A 14,406-nucleotide genomic window follows, 5' to 3' on the forward strand; every position below is an offset into this window, starting at 1 on the left:
ACGGTTCGGGCCGTCTGTCAGTGCCGGGTGGCATGCTGATCGCCGGGTGGATCGGCAGTGGGCGACGGAGGCGCGGTGGGGTTCGACGGCGAGGTCTGGCGGGTGCGCAGCGGCGACGTGGCGGTCGGGGAGATCGTGATCGACGACGTCGACTTTCCGTGGCTCGCGGGCCGGTTCACGGCCGGTCCGGCGTACGCCGCGGTCCAGGAGCTGTTCGCCCGCGAACTCGCCCTGGCGGACCGGGACGACGAGGACCACTGGAAGGAGTGGGAGGCGGCCTACGACGAGGTCCGGCGCCGCGTGTCGCTGTCCGCGCCAGACGGCCCGGTCCCCGAGTTCCTGCTGCACATCGAGGGCGACCGGGCCTGGTTCCGGTGGAGCGACGAGCCGTTCGACGACGAGGGGTGAGCGAGAGGCCCGGGGGTGGGTCAGCCGGCGTCCACCAGGCTCTCGGCCGCCGCGAGGATCTCGGTGACCCGCAGTCCGAAGCGGGCGTCGCAGGCGTGCGGACGGCCGGTGCGGGCGGATTCGAGCAGGGCGTCCGCAGCACGGGAGAAGGCGGTGAGGACTCCCTCGGAGCTCTCCGGAAACAGCGTCACCCCGGCCTCGCCCCTCAGCTCCACGACGGCTCCCGCCGCCGCGGGCGGTGCGGTGAGGCTCAGCGTCAGTGTGCTCGACGCGCCGCCCACGTGGTCGAGGACCAGGTGCACGGTGTCACCCGGGCCGTGCGCGGCCGCCGCCACCCGCCTGACGTCGCCGAGCACCGGCAACAGCACCGACAGCGCATGCGGGCCCACGTCCCACAGGGCGCCCTTCTCACGCCGCCACGGCGAGTCGGCGAAGGGGCTGTCACCGGTGAACACCGAGCCCAGCCACTCGGCCCGTCCGGTGAACCAGCCCTCCGCGCCCGCCTGTTCGGCGATCCACGTCTCGGTCTCCGACTGGAAGCGCGTGGTGAAGAAGACGACCGAGGCGACACCGGCCGCCTCGACGGCCTCGACCACGGCCCGACCCTCGTCCACGGTCGCGGCGAGCGGCTTGTCCAGCAGCAGATGACACCCGGCCCGCGCGGCCCGCACCGCGAGCTCCGCCTGTACGGCCGGGGGCAGGGCCACGGCCACGGCGTCCACGTCGGTGAACAGCGCGTCGACATCGTCGTAGGCACGCGTGCCGTACAGGTCGGCCAGCTCCTTGGCCGCGTCCGTGCGACGGCCCCACACCCCGACGAAGTCCAGCCCGTCGTGCCCGCCGAGAGCGGGGGCGTGGGCCATCCGGGCCCAGGGACCGGTACCGAGCAGTCCGATGCGCATGCCGCCGCCTCTCAACGCCGTACCACCTGGTGACGACCGGTGCCGGATGGCCGCCCGGTCGGGTGTGAGCGTGTCACACCGACCGGGCGGACGCGCAAGCCCCCCGAGGCCCGGCATGACGGTGGGCCGGGGCGGCGTCACGAGACCGGTGACATTGCCGGTCCCCGCTCCAGGGGCGCCCGCCGACAGTGGCACGACCACCAGTCGGCAACTTTCGGCGGGAAGTTCACGAGCAGGTGGACGTGGTTGTTCTCGCCGTTGAAGTCGACCAGCTCGCATTCGAAGCCGGCGCAGACGGCCCGCATGATCTCTTCCATGCGCGTCAGGTGGGCGTCCTTGCAAACCTTGTGCCGGTACCTCGTCACGAAAACCAAGTGGGCGTGAAGGACGAAAGCACAGTGCCGACCAGTACGGATGCTCTGATGCTCAGCCATAAACCAACTGCAGTAGCGTGCAGGTAAGACCGGTACTCGTACCGGCCCAGCGCGGTGAAGCAGGAACCCACCGAGACGGTCAGCCGACCGTGGTAGGAATCCCCGGGCTTTAGCCCGGGGAGCGGAAGTCAAGAGCAGTTCCTGTGCCCGCTGCCCCGGCCGAGCCTGACGATCGAGGAGTACCGCGGCAACTGCCCGCACGGCACCTGACGGCGCCGACGGCATTGTGCCGGTGCACGGGCCCCAGCCCGGAACGCTGGGCACCGGCACAAGCCGTCCACCCGTTCGGACGTGCGGCTTCCGCCTCTCATTACGGCTGAGTAACGTCGCGGGAATGACCGGACCCAGGACCGTGCCGACGACGGACGGACCGAACCGGGCGGAGCGGTGCACCGCCGCGGCCGAGCAGGCGCTGCTCGCCGGCCGCCCGCACCAGGCGCTCCGGCTCCTCGCCGCGACGGGCGGCGCCGCGGCACCGGCCGCGCTGCGCGGCCGCACCGAGCTGGTGCGAGGGCTGGTCCAGTTGCACGACGGCCCCGTCGGTGACGCCCACGCGTCCCTCCTGCTGGCCGCCGCCCTGTTCGGCACCGACGCGCCCGAGCGGTCCGCCCGTGCCTCTCTCGCCGCCGCGGACGCGGCGTGGGCGGCGGGCGACCGGACGGCCTGCCTCAGGGCGCTCGCATACGAGGCCGCCGACGGCGACACCACCCGGGTCCTCCCGCCGGCGAGCGCGGCTGTGCCACAGGGGCGCGGCGCGTACGACCCGGTGCACGACCATGCCCTCGGCCTGCGCGCCGTACTGGAGGCACGCCTGGACCGGGCGGCCGTACCGCTGCGACGGGTGGTGGAGAACGCCCGCACCGGCGGGAAGCCGGACGGACTGCTGCGGTCTGCGGCCGCGGCACTCCTGCTCGGAGACCCGGCCGCGGCCCGCCGGGCCGGCGCCCGGGCCCTGGCCGCGGCCCGGAACCGGGGCGCGGTGGCGCTCGTGCCGCAGGCCCTGGAGTACCTGGCCTACGCCGAACTGCGCGCGGGACGGCACGCCCAGGCCCGCACGCACGCCGGACAAGGTCTGCGCGCCTGCCTACGCCGAACTGCGCGCGGGACGGCACGCCCAGGCCCGCACGCACGCCGGACAAGGTCTGCGCGCCGCTCTTCGGGCGGGACAGCGCAACACCGCGGCCCACCACCACGCCGTGCTTGCCCTGGCCGCGTCGATCGAAGGGGACACGACCACGGTCGCCGGGCATGTTACGGCCGCGCTGACGACCGCCCGTCGGCACGGACTGGCCCAGGCGGCCACCGTGGTCCAGTGGGCGGCAGCCCGCGCCGACCTCGGACGCGGCCGCCCGCTCGACGCTGCCGACCGGCTCGGCCCGCTGGTGCATCCAGGCCCCCGGCGCGGCCACTTCGCGGTGTGGATGCTCGCCGTGCCCTGTTACGTGGAGGCCACCGTGCTCGCCGGGCGCCCCGACGACACCCGGACGGTCGTCGAGGAGTTCGCCCTGTGGGCGGCCTTCGGCGCCGATCCGCAGGCCCCCGCCCAGCTGGCCCGCTGCCGCGCCCTGCTCGCCGTGCCGGAGGGGCCGACGCGCTCTACCGCCGGGCCCTGACCCTGCACGACGAGGCCGGCGGCGACTTCGAACGGGCCCGGACCGATCTTCTGTACGGGAAATGGCTGCGCCGACGCCGCCGACTGCGCGAGGCGCGCGACCGCCTCGGGGCCGCCCTCGTCGGGTTCGACCGCTGCGGTGCCCGGGTGTGGGCGCAGCAGACCGGCGCGGAGTTACGGGCGAACGGGACGGCGCCCTGTCCGACCGGGACCGACGCCCTGTCCCGCCTGACACCGCAGCAGCTGCGCATCGCGCGCCATGTGGCCGAGGGTGCCACCAACCGGGAGGTGGCGCTGCGGCTGGCCGTGAGCACCCGCACGGTCGACTACCACCTGCGCAACGTCTTCGCCGCCCTCGGCCTGCGCTCCCGGGTCGAACTGGCGCGCATGGTCGACCGGACGGAACAGACTGGTGCACGACCCTAGGGACCGACCGGACGGTATGTCATCCTTCGAGGCAGGACGACTCGGGTGGCAGGCGTCGCGGGACGGGCCGTGGACCGGCAGTGGGTCCGCCCCGGGCGCGGTGCCACGCCGCCGAACGTGCGGGAGGACCGTGATGCACCACGCCCTACGGCCACGAACAGCGCTCCGCCCAGGACCGGTGCCGGCCGCTCCACAGCCGCGGACGCGTCGCGTGCGGTCGTTGATCGACGCCGACGCCCTGCACGTCCTGCACCGCGCCGCCCGGGTGCTGCTGGACGACCTGCCCGACCTGACCGACCGGCTGGTGGCCGTCCTGCAGGACCAGGAGCCGGCCTACCGGGCCGCACTGGAGGGCGACCCCGTCGGGACCTGGCAGGAGGTGCACCGGTCGCTGCGGCACAGCGTGACCTCGCTGCTGGACCCGCGCAGCGCCAGGGACGCGGCCCGCCGCTGCTCCTGGAAGATCGGCGCCACCCGAGCCGAACAGGGGCTGCCGCTGGACGCCCTGTTGCACGCCTTCCGCCTCGGCGGATCGCTGGTGTGGCAGGGGCTGGTGGAGGAAACCTCCCGGACCGCTCCCGAGGACGTACGCCTCCTCGTCCATGTGGCGTCCGACGTCTGGAACTTCGTCGACGAGCACTGCAGCCTCGTCGCGGACGCCTACCGGCAGGTCGAGCGGCAGCTGACCTGGCGGCGCGAGAACCGGGTACGGCTGCTGGCCGCCGCCCTGCTCGACGGCACCAGCCGCATCGCCGACCTGCCCGAGACCGCCCAGGTGCTGGACCTGCCCGAACACGGGCGGTACGCCGTCGTCGCCGTCGCCGGTGAGGACCCCACCGGATGTGCCGCCGCCCGGGCCGCGGCCGTACCGGACGGCCTGCGCGTCCACTGGCACACCGGCGTGGAGGCGGACTACGGAATCGTCCTGGTCGGCAGCGGCGAACCGCCGGAGCCGGCGCCCCGGCCGGACGGTCCCGCGGCGCGGGCGAGGATCGGCGTCGGCGGCGTCGTCGAGGGGCTGGCCGGCGTCGGCGACGCCCGCGGACAGGCCGACACCGCGCTCGGCATCTGTCCCGCGGACGGCGGCGCGATCCGGCTGACCGAACATCTCCCCGCCGCCCTCGTCCTCTCCAGTCCGGAGCTCGGCAGGGCTCTCGCCGAACGGGTACTCGGCCCGCTGCTGCGCCTGGAGCCGGGGGACCGGGAAGTGCTGCTGGAGACCCTGGTCACCTGGCTGGCCTGCGACGGCTCCGCGCAGCGGGCCGGCGAGCGGCTCTACTGCCACCGCAACACCGTGCTGAACCGGCTGCGCCGCTGTGAGCATCTGACGGGACGTTCGCTGGCCCGCCCCACGGACGTGGTGGAGATCAGCCTCGCCCTCACCGCAGGCCGGCTGCTGCGCGACTGAGGACATCCGCCGTCCCCGTACCTCCTGGGCATCCGCACAGGCTCACCGGGCGGGCACTGGGACGGCGCAGCGACCGCGCCCCGAGCCCTGTACCGGCGGCCGACGCCCGTGCTGTCGTGAGCTCCCCTTCCCCCGCAGCCCGTGCCGCCCGGCACGGATACGAGGAGCCGCGATGCCCGCAAGCCCACCGGACGAGGAACCCGCCCTGCACGTCGAGGCTCTCGACGTCGCCTACGGCCGGGCCCTGTCCGCCCTCCGCTCGGTGTCACTGACCGTGCCGCACGGCGGCGTCGTCACCCTGCTCGGCGCCAACGGCGCCGGCAAGACGACCCTGCTGCGCGCCGTGTCGGGGACCCTGCGGCTGCACCGCGGAGCGATCATCGGCGGCCGGATCCGCTACGGCGACACCGAGCTCGACGGCCGGGACCCCGTCGCCGCGGTCCGCGCCGGGGTCGTCCAGGTACCCGAGGGCAGGCGCGTGTTCGCCGGACTCACCGTCGACGAGAACCTGCGCAGCGGCGGCCTCGGCCTCGGCCGGCGCAGCCCGGTACTCGTCCGCGAGGGCCGGGACCGGGTGTTCGCCCTCTTTCCCCGGCTCGCCGAACGCACCCGGCAGGCCGCCGGTCTGTTGTCCGGGGGAGAACAGCAGATGCTGGCCATCGGCCGCGCCCTGATGGCGGCCCCCCGTCTGCTTCTGCTCGACGAACCCTCGCTGGGCCTCGCCCCGAAGATGGTGTACCGGATCGCCGAGGTGGTCCGCGAGATCAACGCCCAGGGCACGGCCGTCCTGCTGGTCGAGCAGAACGCCGGCATGGCCCTGTCGCTCGCGGACCACGCCCACGTCCTGGAGGTGGGAGAGATCCGGCTGTCCGGGCCGGCGGACGAACTCGCCCGCACCGACGCGGTGCGCCGCCTCTACCTCGGCGAAGAGACCGGAACCGACCGCCCGTCAAGCGCCGGCCAGGGGGTCGCGTGAGCACCTCCGCCCAGCACCGCGAGGCCGCCGAGCCGCCCGAGCTGCGGGTACGGGACGTCACCGTGCGCTTCGCCGGACTCACCGCGCTCGACAACGTGTCCTTCACCGTCGCCCCCGGGTCGGTGCACGCGCTCATCGGACCCAACGGGGCCGGCAAGTCCACCTGCTTCAACGTCCTGTCCGGCCTGTGCCGGCCCGCCGCCGGCACCGTCCGGCTCGGCGACGCGGAACTGACCCGGCTCGCCCTGCACCGCATCGCCGCCCTCGGCGTGGCACGGACGTTCCAGAACATCGTCACCACCGAGGGAACCGTCGCCGACAACCTCATGCTCGGTCGGCACGTGCACTCCCGCGCCGGCTTCACGGCCAGCGCCCTGCGCCTGCCGCGGGCCGTGCGCGAACAGCGCGAGCACCTCGCCAAGGCCCGCGAGATCGCCGAACTCACCGGCCTGGAAGGCCACTTCGACACACCGGTCGCACTGCTGTCGTACGGCGACCGCAAGCGGGTGGAGTTCGCCCGCGCCCTGTGCCTGGAGCCGAGCGTGCTGCTGCTCGACGAACCCGTGGCCGGCATGAACGCCGCCGAACGCGCCCGCACCGCCGAGACCGTCCGGGACGTCCGTGCCGAGCTCGGCCTGTCCGTCGTCCTCGTGGAGCACGACATGGGCCTGGTCATGCGCCTCGCCGACGAGGTCACCGTGCTCGACTTCGGCCGCCGCATCGCCCACGGAACGCCCGACGAGGTCCGCAGCGACCCCGAGGTGCTGCGCGCCTACCTCGGCACCGAAGCCCCACAGAAAGACATGGCATGACCGGACTCCTCGACAACCTCCTCAGCGGCCTGGCCCTCGGCTCGGTCTACGCCCTCGTGGCCCTCGGCTTCGTCGTCATCTTCAAGGCGTCGGGCGTGCTGAACTTCGCCCACGGCTCCCTGCTCCTGCTCGGCGGCTACCTCACCGCCGTCCTGCACGACGACCTCGGCTTCGCCGGCGCCCTGGCCCTCTCCGTGCTGGTGACGGCGGCAGTCGCAGGAGCACTCGACCGCTTCCTGCTGCAGCGCGGCGAGCCCGATCCGCACGCCGCCCATGTGCAGACCATCGTGACCATCGGCGTCGACATCGTGCTCGTCACCGACCTGTCCCGGCGCATCGGCGGCGACCTGCTGTCCCTGGGCGACCCCTGGGGCGACTCGGTGCACGACCTGGGCCCGGTGACCGTCGCCGACAGCAGGCTGGCCGCGATCGTCGTGTCCGCCGTGGTCATCGGCGCGGTCTTCGCCCTCTTCCGGTTCACCGCCTGGGGACTGTCCCTGCGGGCGGCGGCCGAGGACCTGGAGGCGGCCGCCCTCATGGGCGTACGGCTGGTACGGGTGCGCACCCTCGCCTGGTGCCTGGCGGGCGCCCTCGCCGCCCTCGCCGCGGTCTTCTTCGTCGCGTTCCCGGCGCCCGGACTGGAGCGCACCACCGGCCAGATCGCCCTCAAGGCCTTCCCGGCCGCGATCCTCGGCGGCATGACCTCGCCGGGCGGTGCCCTCGCCGGCAGCGTGGTGATCGGTCTGACCGAGGCCTTCGTCGTGGGTTACCAGTCCGAACTGCACGTCCTGGGCGAGGGGTTCGGCGACGTCGCCCCGTACGCCGTGATGGTGCTGGTGCTCCTCGTACGGCCCACCGGACTGTTCGGCGCGAAGGGAGCGGCACGTGTCTGAACCCACTGTCCGCACCCGGGCGCTGCACTGGGGGAGGAGAGGCCTTCCCGTCGTCCTGCTGTGCGTCCTGCCCTTCTACCTGGACGCCTTCTGGCTGCGCATCGGCCTGTTCTCCCTGGCGGCCGCCATCGGCGCCGTCGGGCTCGGCCTGCTGACCGGCACCGCGGGACAACTCTCCCTCGGCCACGCCTTCTTCCTGGCTGTGGGGGCGTACGGATACGTCTGGCTGGCGGGCGAGCCCGGACCGGGGCTCCCGCCCGCGCTCGCCCTCGTCCTGGCGGTGCTCCTCGCCGGAGCGGCGGGCGGACTGTTCAGCCCCGTCGCCGGCCGGGTGCGCGGCATCTACCTGGGCGTCGCCACGCTCGCGCTCGTCTTCCTGGGCCACCACGTCCTGCTCACCGCGGACTCCGTCACCGGCGGCTTCAACGGACGCTCGGTCCCGCCGCTGCCGGGCTTCACCGACGGGGATCCCCAACTGGTCCTGCTGGGCGTGCCGTTCGGTGCCGCGGAACGGCTGTGGTACCTCGGCCTGGCGCTGTTCGCCCTCACCTGGTTCACGGCGCGCGGCCTGCTGCGCGGGCGCCCCGGCCGTGCGCTGGCGGCGCTGCGCGACAGCGAGACGGCGGCCGCGGTGATGGGCGTGCACGTGTCCCGGTACCGCTCGGCGGCCTTCGTCGTGTCCTCGATGTACGCGGGCCTGGCCGGAGTGCTGCTGGCACTCGCCTTCCGCCGTGTCGTGCCCGACTACTTCGCCCTGGCGCTGTCCGTCGACTACCTCGCGATGATCGTCGTCGGCGGCCTGGGCTCCGTGGCCGGAGCCACCGCGGGAGCCGTCTTCGTCACCGCGCTTCCGCTGCTGATGACGCGCTACGCCGATCAGCTGCCCCTGGTGGCGGCGCCGGGAACGACGGACGGCGTGGTCGGCCCGACCGAGGCGGCCCGCTACCTCTACGGCGCGGCGATCGTCCTGGTCCTGCTGTACACGCCCGACGGACTGCGCGGGCTGACCCGGCGCCTGCGCACCCGACGCCCCCTCGAACGTCCACCCGCCACCGCGACTTCGTCCCCCGAATCCACCCCAGCCGTACGAGCCAAGGAGCCCACCCCGTGAACGTCAAGCACCACAGGAACCGCCTCACCGGGATAGCCGCCGCCGCGGCCTTCGCCCTGCTGATGGCGGGCTGCAGCTCCAAAGCGGGCGGCCAGAGCACCGGCGACGGCGCCGACGGCGTGAAGACGGGCCCCGGCGTCACCGACAGCACCCTCAGGCTGGGCGCCCTGACCGACCTGACCGGCCCCTACGCCACCCTCGGCAAGAGCATCGTGCAGGCCCAGAAGATGTGGGCCGACGAGACCAACGCCAAGGACGGCATCTGCGGCCGGAAGGTCGAGATCGTCGTCAAGGACCACGGCTACGACGTGCAGAAGGCCGTCACCGCATACGCCGACATCTCGGCTGACGTGGTGGCGCTGCCCCAGGTCATCGGGTCGCCCGTCGTCGCCGCGCTCCTCGACGACATCGAGCGCGACCGGCTGCTGACCTTCCCGCAGGCCTGGGCTGCCTCCCTCCTCGGCAAGGACGCCGTTCAGGTCCTGGGCACCACGTACGACGTCGACATGATCGCGGCCGTCGACTTCCTCACCCGTAAGAAGGGACTGGGCAAGGGCGACACCATCGGCCACGTGTACTTCGAGGGCGACTACGGGAACAACGCGCTGGAAGGCTCCCGCTGGGCGGCGGCGCGGGCGGGCCTGAAGGTCGTCGGCCAGAAGATCAAGGCGACCGACACGGACCTGTCCGCGCAGGTGTCCGCGCTGCGCAAGGCGGGCGTGAAGGCGGTCCTGATCAGTGCGGGGCCGGCTCAGACCGCCTCCCTGACCGGGGTGGCGGCCTCCCGAGGACTGCGCGTGCCGATCGTCAGCAGCGCGCCGGGCTTCGCACCCCAGCTCATGAAGACGCCGGCTTCGGCCGCGCTGGAGGCCATGCTGCACGTGGTGAGTGCGGCTCCGGCCGTGAGCTCCGACCTGCCCGGGGTGCGCCGCATGGTCGCCGCGTACGAGAAGAAGTACCCCGGCTCCCCGGTCGACTCCGGTGTGCTGTCCGGGTACAACGCGGCCCAACTGCTGGGCGCCGACCTGAAGAAGGCCTGCGCGGCGGGCAGCCTGGCCAGGGAGGACGTGGTCAAGGCGCACCGCGCCCAGAAGAACGCCGACACCGGTCTCGGCTCACCGCAGGACTTCTCCGACGTGACACGGCCCGCAAGCCTGTCCACCCATGTGTTGCGGCCCGACCCGAAGGCGGTCGGCGGGCTGGTGGGTGTGGAGGACGCGCACCGTGCCCCCGGAGTCGAGGAGTACCTGGCGTCGAGCGGTTCCTGACGTCGGGCGGTTCCTGACGTCGAACAGTTCCTGACCGAGGACCGAGAAGGGATTCAGCGGCCCGGCTGCTGAATCCGTTCTCGTTCTTCTATTGGACCTTTGGGGGCCGGTCCGGCGAGGCTGGAGGGCGTCCGGCGCCGCCGCGAACCCCCGTCCGGCGCGTCGGACGCCATCGGTACCGCGCGACAGCCGAAAGAGGTCACGAGCCCATGCACACTCGCCGCATCGGTGACATCGAAGTCAGCGCGATCGGCCTGGGCGCCATGCCCATGTCCATCGAGGGCCGGCCGGACGAGGCCCGCTCCCTGGCCACGATCCACGCCGCACTCGACACCGGCGTGACGCTGATCGACACCGCGGACGCCTACCATCGCGACGCCGACGACGTCGGACACAACGAGACCCTCATCGCCAAGGCCCTCGCCTCCCACGACCGGGGCGGGGACGTCCTGGTCGCCACCAAGGGCGGGCATCTGCGCCCCGGCGACGGGAGCTGGACCCTGGACGGCACCCCCCGCCACCTCAAGGACGCCTGCGAGGCCTCGCTGCGCCGGCTCGGCGTGGAGGCCATCGGGCTCTATCAGTTCCACCGCCCCGACCCGAGGGTGCCCTACGCGGAGTCCCTCGGCGCGATCCGGGACCTCCTCGACGAGGGGAAGATCCGCATGGCGGGGATCTCCAACGCCGACCCGGCCCGGATCGGGCTGGCCAACGAGATCCTCGGCGGCCGGCTGGTCTCCGTACAGAACCAGTTCTCCCCGGCCTTCCGCTCCAGCGAGCCGGAACTGCGCCTGTGCGACGAACTCGGCATCGCCTTCCTGCCCTGGAGCCCGCTCGGCGGCATCTCCCGGGCCGGTGAACTGGGCTCCGCCCACGCCCCGTTCGCGAGGATCGCCGAAGCCCGCGGGGTGAGCCCGCAGCGGGTGTGCCTGGCCTGGATGCTCGCCAAGTCGCCGGTCGTCGTACCGATCCCGGGCGCGAGCCGCCCCGGCACGATCCGCGACTCGGCCGCCGCCGTGGACCTCGTCCTCACCGCCGGCGAACTCGCCGAGCTGGACGCCGTCTGAGACCGAAGGCGGCGTGGACTGGCATCGGCAAACGTCGGGTCCCTAGGATGGACTCCCTGTCCTGCCGGGCCAGTTGGCGTGGCACGAAGCTGGGGGAAAGATGGAGACCGGTAACAAGCTGTCCACGTCGATCGACGCGACGGTGCCCACGGCCGCGCGCATGTACGACCACTACCTGGGCGGCAAGGACAACTATGCGGCCGACCGGGCGGCGTGCGAGGAACTCGACAAGGTCGTTCCCAGCACGCGCCGGCTGGCCGTGAACAACAGGCGTTTCCTCCAGCGGGTCGTCAGGACACTGGCGGCGGAGCACGGCATCCGGCAGTTCCTGGACCACGGCTCCGGCCTGCCCACGCAGGACAACGTCCACCAGGTCGCCCAGCACATCGACCCGGACACGCACGTCGTCTACGTCGACAACGACCCGATGGTGCTGGTCCACGGCCGCGCCCTGCTGGAGCAGGACGAGCGGACCGCCGTCATCCACGCGGACATGCGGGAAACGGACGCGATCTTCTCGCACGCCGAGACGCAGCGCCTGATCGACTTCGACCAGCCGGTCGCCGTGCTCTTCAACTCGGTGATGCACTGCATCCCCGACAGCGAGACGGACGGGCCCCTGGCTGTCGCACGCCGCGTGGCCGAACGGCTGGTGCCCGGCAGCTACATGGTGATGTGTCAGCTGGTCAGCGAGGACCCCGAGGTCCGTGACTTCGTCACCAACTTCATGGACCAGGCGACCCAGGGCCACTGGGGCCGGGTGCGTGAGGAGAAGGACGTCGCCGAGTGGTTCGAGGGCCTGGACGTCCTCGACCCGGGCCTGGTCGAGGTCTCCACCTGGCGTCCGGACTCCGAGGTGGCGCCCCGTCAGCTCACCCATGAGTGGATCGAGTTCGGCGGCGTGGGCCGCATCCGCTAGGGCCTGTCCGGCAGGACACGGGAACGCCCCTCACGGGATCTCTTCGTGAGGGGCGTTGTCATGCGATGCCGGGCCTCATCCGCCGTAGCGCTGCTTCATCGTCTCCCGCAGCAGCTCCAGCGAATCCCGCGGTTCGAGCGCATCGTCGGCCAGCCGGTCCAGCGCCAGCCGGTACTCCTCGGTCTCGTCCTGGTCCTCGAGGAAGTTCGCGCTCTTGATGTGCTCGAGGTAGACGACGTCGGGCAGGTCCAGGCCGCCGAAGCGGAGATACGTGATCGGGATGGACGGCGCCGAGGCGTTCGTGACGTCCAACGGCACGATCTGTACGGTCACGTTGGGCCGCTGGGCCATCTCGACGAGGTGCTCCAGCTGCGCACGCATCACGTCCTTGCTGCCCAGGACACGCAGCAGGACCGACTCGTCGATCACCGCCCACAGCTGCGGGGCGTCCGCGCGCAGCAGCAACTCCGCGCGCCGGGTGCGCAGTTCCACGCGCCGCCGGACCTCGGCGGGGGCCGCGGTGGGCAGACCACGCTCCACCACCGCCCGCGTGTAGTCCGGGGTCTGCAACAGGCCGGGAACGTACTGGATCTCGAACGTACGGATCGCGGCGGCCGCCTCCTGAAGGCCGACCAGCCGGTCGAACCACTCGGGCATCAACCGCTTGTCGTAACGCTGCCACCAGCCCGGCTCACCGGCACGCTGCAGCAACTTCAGCAGCACCGAGGCCTCGTACTCCTCGGTGCCGTACAACTCCAGCAGCGCGCGGACGTCGCTCTCCGCCGGCGGCCGGCGGCCCTTGCCCGACTCGATGCGGGACAGTTTTGCCGCACTGAACCCGAGCTTCCGCGCCGCCTGCTCCTGAGCGAACCCGGCGTCCTCACGGAAACCCGCCAACTGCACGCCGACCAGCATCTTCAGCAAGGTCGGGGCCGGCTCGGGCCGGTCCAGGTACGGCTGCAGTCGGGAGATGCGCTGCGAATCGGCGGACATCCAGACTCCCAATGAACCGGCATAGAGGCGACTTACACTATCGCACTCACCGTCTCGCAGCGCATCCATCCGTACACGCAAGGGAGTTGACCCACGCCCGGCCGGAGGGCTCAGAGCAGGGTGAACTCACGTCAGGGAGAGCTCACAGCAGGGTGAGCTCAGAGCAGGGTGAGTTCAGAGCAGATGGTCGAACTCGCCCTCCTTGGCACCCGCGACGAAGGCGGCCACCTCGGCCGGGGTGTACACGAGCGCGGGCCCGTCGGGGAAACGGGAGTTGCGCACCGCGATGCCCCCGTCGACCAGAGTGGCCACTTCGACACAGTTGCCCTCGGCGTTGCTGCGCCGGCTCTTGATCCAGCGGGCGTCCAACGAACTCGCCCGCACACCGTTCTGCACTGGTGGCACCGCATTCTCCTTGCTGTACACGTTCCTCGCCGAGCGTTGTGTCCGGCTGCCCGGGAGGGCCGGGCCGGGTGTCACCGGCCCCTCCCGCCCCACCCAATCTTTCGTGCAATTTCTCGTGCAATTGCACGCGGGCGCTTCCAGCGTGGATAATAGCTGCGGCGTCAACCCCCGTGGAGGCGCCCCGTCTTGACGTCGCATCAGGGAGATGCCGTGTCGTCACCTGTGAACCACGTGCTCAGGGAGCCGAGTCGGGCTGCGCCGGGAGCGGGTGGAGCGGACATGACCGGCCTTCCGCCGGGACCGCGATCGGTGGACTCCGGTGAGCAGCCGCCCCTGATGCCCGCGCCGCCCGCCGACGCCACGGACTCCGCCGCGCTGCGCATCAGATGCAGCGGGGAAGGGTTCGCCCTGGCCCGCACCTTCACCCGTGAGACCTTGCGCGGCTGGTCCCTGGATCACCACAGCGACGACGCCGTCCTCGTGATCACCGAACTCGCCGCCAACGCTGTGGCGCACGCGGTCCCCCGGGCGCCGGCGGGCGAGGCGGAGGTGTGGCTGGGGCTCCTGCTCGACCCCGGCCATGTGGTGCTCACCGTCTCCGACCCGGGCGACAACGCGCCCGAGTTCACCGGCGCCGAGGCCGCCGACCTGCGGGAGCACGGCCGAGGTCTGTGCATCGTCGATGCCCTGGCCGAGGAATGGGGCTGGACCCTCAGACCCCCGGCCGGCAAGACCGTCTGGGCCAGGCTGTCGACCTGCCCTCCCCCCTGAG

Annotated in this window: 13 protein-coding genes and 2 pseudogenes; 11 read left to right on the forward strand and 4 right to left on the reverse strand. The window is 72.5% G+C overall.

All coding sequences use genetic code 11. The annotated features are described in order from the left end of the window. The first annotated feature begins 75 nt into the window (after positions 1 to 75). Positions 76 to 408, forward strand: coding sequence for a hypothetical protein (locus ADK57_RS06110; protein ID WP_053748305.1), 333 nt, complete (start codon positions 76 to 78; stop codon positions 406 to 408). A gap of 20 nt (positions 409 to 428) precedes the next feature. Here the strand turns inward: ADK57_RS06110 and ADK57_RS06115 are convergent, their stop codons facing one another. Then, on the reverse strand, positions 429 to 1,310 hold the full coding sequence (locus ADK57_RS06115; RefSeq protein WP_053748306.1) for a Gfo/Idh/MocA family protein: 882 nt from the start codon (positions 1,308 to 1,310) through the stop codon (positions 429 to 431). A gap of 206 nt (positions 1,311 to 1,516) precedes the next feature. Next, positions 1,517 to 1,744, reverse strand: a pseudogene (tnpA, locus tag ADK57_RS06120) (IS200/IS605 family transposase); the annotation flags it as partial. 505 nt (positions 1,745 to 2,249) lie between these two features. Here tnpA and ADK57_RS51950 point away from each other — a divergent pair. The 9 genes and pseudogenes from ADK57_RS51950 to ADK57_RS06175 all read left to right on the forward strand — a co-directional run bounded on the left by ADK57_RS51950 (position 2,250) and on the right by ADK57_RS06175 (position 12,236). Then, positions 2,250 to 3,782 (forward strand): annotated as a pseudogene (locus ADK57_RS51950) (helix-turn-helix transcriptional regulator). Between the two features lie 133 nt (positions 3,783 to 3,915). Next, positions 3,916 to 5,190: a PucR family transcriptional regulator gene (locus ADK57_RS06140; RefSeq protein WP_053748310.1), complete on the forward strand. Its 1,275-nt coding sequence runs from the start codon at positions 3,916 to 3,918 to the stop codon at positions 5,188 to 5,190. 172 nt (positions 5,191 to 5,362) lie between these two features. Beyond that, on the forward strand, positions 5,363 to 6,166 hold the full coding sequence (locus ADK57_RS06145; protein WP_053748311.1) for an ABC transporter ATP-binding protein: 804 nt from the start codon (positions 5,363 to 5,365) through the stop codon (positions 6,164 to 6,166). Beyond that, positions 6,163 to 6,978 (forward strand): ABC transporter ATP-binding protein, encoded by an 816-nt coding sequence (locus ADK57_RS06150; RefSeq protein ID WP_053748312.1) that lies wholly within the window; start codon positions 6,163 to 6,165, stop codon positions 6,976 to 6,978. Before ADK57_RS06145 ends, ADK57_RS06150 begins: the two co-directional genes overlap by 4 nt. Then, a complete protein-coding gene (locus ADK57_RS06155; protein WP_053748313.1) occupies positions 6,975 to 7,871 on the forward strand; it encodes a branched-chain amino acid ABC transporter permease in 897 nt (298 codons plus the stop codon). Before ADK57_RS06150 ends, ADK57_RS06155 begins: the two co-directional genes overlap by 4 nt. Further along, entirely contained in the window at positions 7,864 to 8,982 is a 1,119-nt protein-coding gene (locus ADK57_RS06160) for a branched-chain amino acid ABC transporter permease (RefSeq protein ID WP_053748314.1), read from the forward strand. Before ADK57_RS06155 ends, ADK57_RS06160 begins: the two co-directional genes overlap by 8 nt. After that, positions 8,979 to 10,250, forward strand: a complete 1,272-nt coding sequence (locus tag ADK57_RS06165) for an ABC transporter substrate-binding protein (RefSeq protein WP_053748315.1) — start codon at positions 8,979 to 8,981, stop codon at positions 10,248 to 10,250. Before ADK57_RS06160 ends, ADK57_RS06165 begins: the two co-directional genes overlap by 4 nt. Positions 10,251 to 10,459: 209 nt before the next feature. After that, complete coding sequence (locus ADK57_RS06170; RefSeq protein WP_053748316.1) at positions 10,460 to 11,317, forward strand: aldo/keto reductase; 858 nt, start codon at positions 10,460 to 10,462, stop codon at positions 11,315 to 11,317. Between the two features lie 100 nt (positions 11,318 to 11,417). Beyond that, a complete protein-coding gene (locus tag ADK57_RS06175) occupies positions 11,418 to 12,236 on the forward strand; it encodes an SAM-dependent methyltransferase (RefSeq protein ID WP_053748317.1) in 819 nt (272 codons plus the stop codon). Between the two features lie 75 nt (positions 12,237 to 12,311). On the opposite strand, the gene ADK57_RS06180 is transcribed toward ADK57_RS06175, so the two are convergent. After that, positions 12,312 to 13,229: a helix-turn-helix domain-containing protein gene (locus tag ADK57_RS06180; protein ID WP_053748318.1), complete on the reverse strand. Its 918-nt coding sequence runs from the start codon at positions 13,227 to 13,229 to the stop codon at positions 12,312 to 12,314. 174 nt (positions 13,230 to 13,403) lie between these two features. Beyond that, entirely contained in the window at positions 13,404 to 13,634 is a 231-nt protein-coding gene (locus ADK57_RS06185) for a DUF397 domain-containing protein (protein WP_053748367.1), read from the reverse strand. A 279-nt stretch (positions 13,635 to 13,913) separates the two neighbouring features. Between ADK57_RS06185 and ADK57_RS06190 the strand changes: the two genes are divergently transcribed. Further along, entirely contained in the window at positions 13,914 to 14,405 is a 492-nt protein-coding gene (locus ADK57_RS06190; protein ID WP_078972979.1) for an ATP-binding protein, read from the forward strand. Position 14,406 lies beyond the last annotated feature (1 nt).

This window comes from Streptomyces sp. MMG1533 (assembly GCF_001279775.1).
Classification (GTDB): Bacteria; Actinomycetota; Actinomycetes; order Streptomycetales; family Streptomycetaceae; genus Streptomyces.

Excerpts from the sequence above, each read along its gene's own strand:
- ADK57_RS06145 (WP_053748311.1), top strand. The coding sequence starts at position 5,363 with ATGCCCGCAAGCCCACCGGACGAGGAACCCGCCCTGCACGTCGAGGCT.
- ADK57_RS06170 (WP_053748316.1), top strand. The coding sequence starts at position 10,460 with ATGCACACTCGCCGCATCGGTGACATCGAAGTCAGCGCGATCGGCCTG.
- ADK57_RS06190 (WP_078972979.1), top strand. The coding sequence starts at position 13,914 with ATGACCGGCCTTCCGCCGGGACCGCGATCGGTGGACTCCGGTGAGCAG.
- ADK57_RS06155 (WP_053748313.1), top strand. The coding sequence starts at position 6,975 with ATGACCGGACTCCTCGACAACCTCCTCAGCGGCCTGGCCCTCGGCTCG.
- ADK57_RS06175 (WP_053748317.1), top strand. The coding sequence starts at position 11,418 with ATGGAGACCGGTAACAAGCTGTCCACGTCGATCGACGCGACGGTGCCC.
- ADK57_RS06115 (WP_053748306.1), bottom strand. The coding sequence starts at position 1,310 with ATGCGCATCGGACTGCTCGGTACCGGTCCCTGGGCCCGGATGGCCCAC.
- ADK57_RS06140 (WP_053748310.1), top strand. The coding sequence starts at position 3,916 with ATGCACCACGCCCTACGGCCACGAACAGCGCTCCGCCCAGGACCGGTG.
- ADK57_RS06180 (WP_053748318.1), bottom strand. The coding sequence starts at position 13,229 with ATGTCCGCCGATTCGCAGCGCATCTCCCGACTGCAGCCGTACCTGGAC.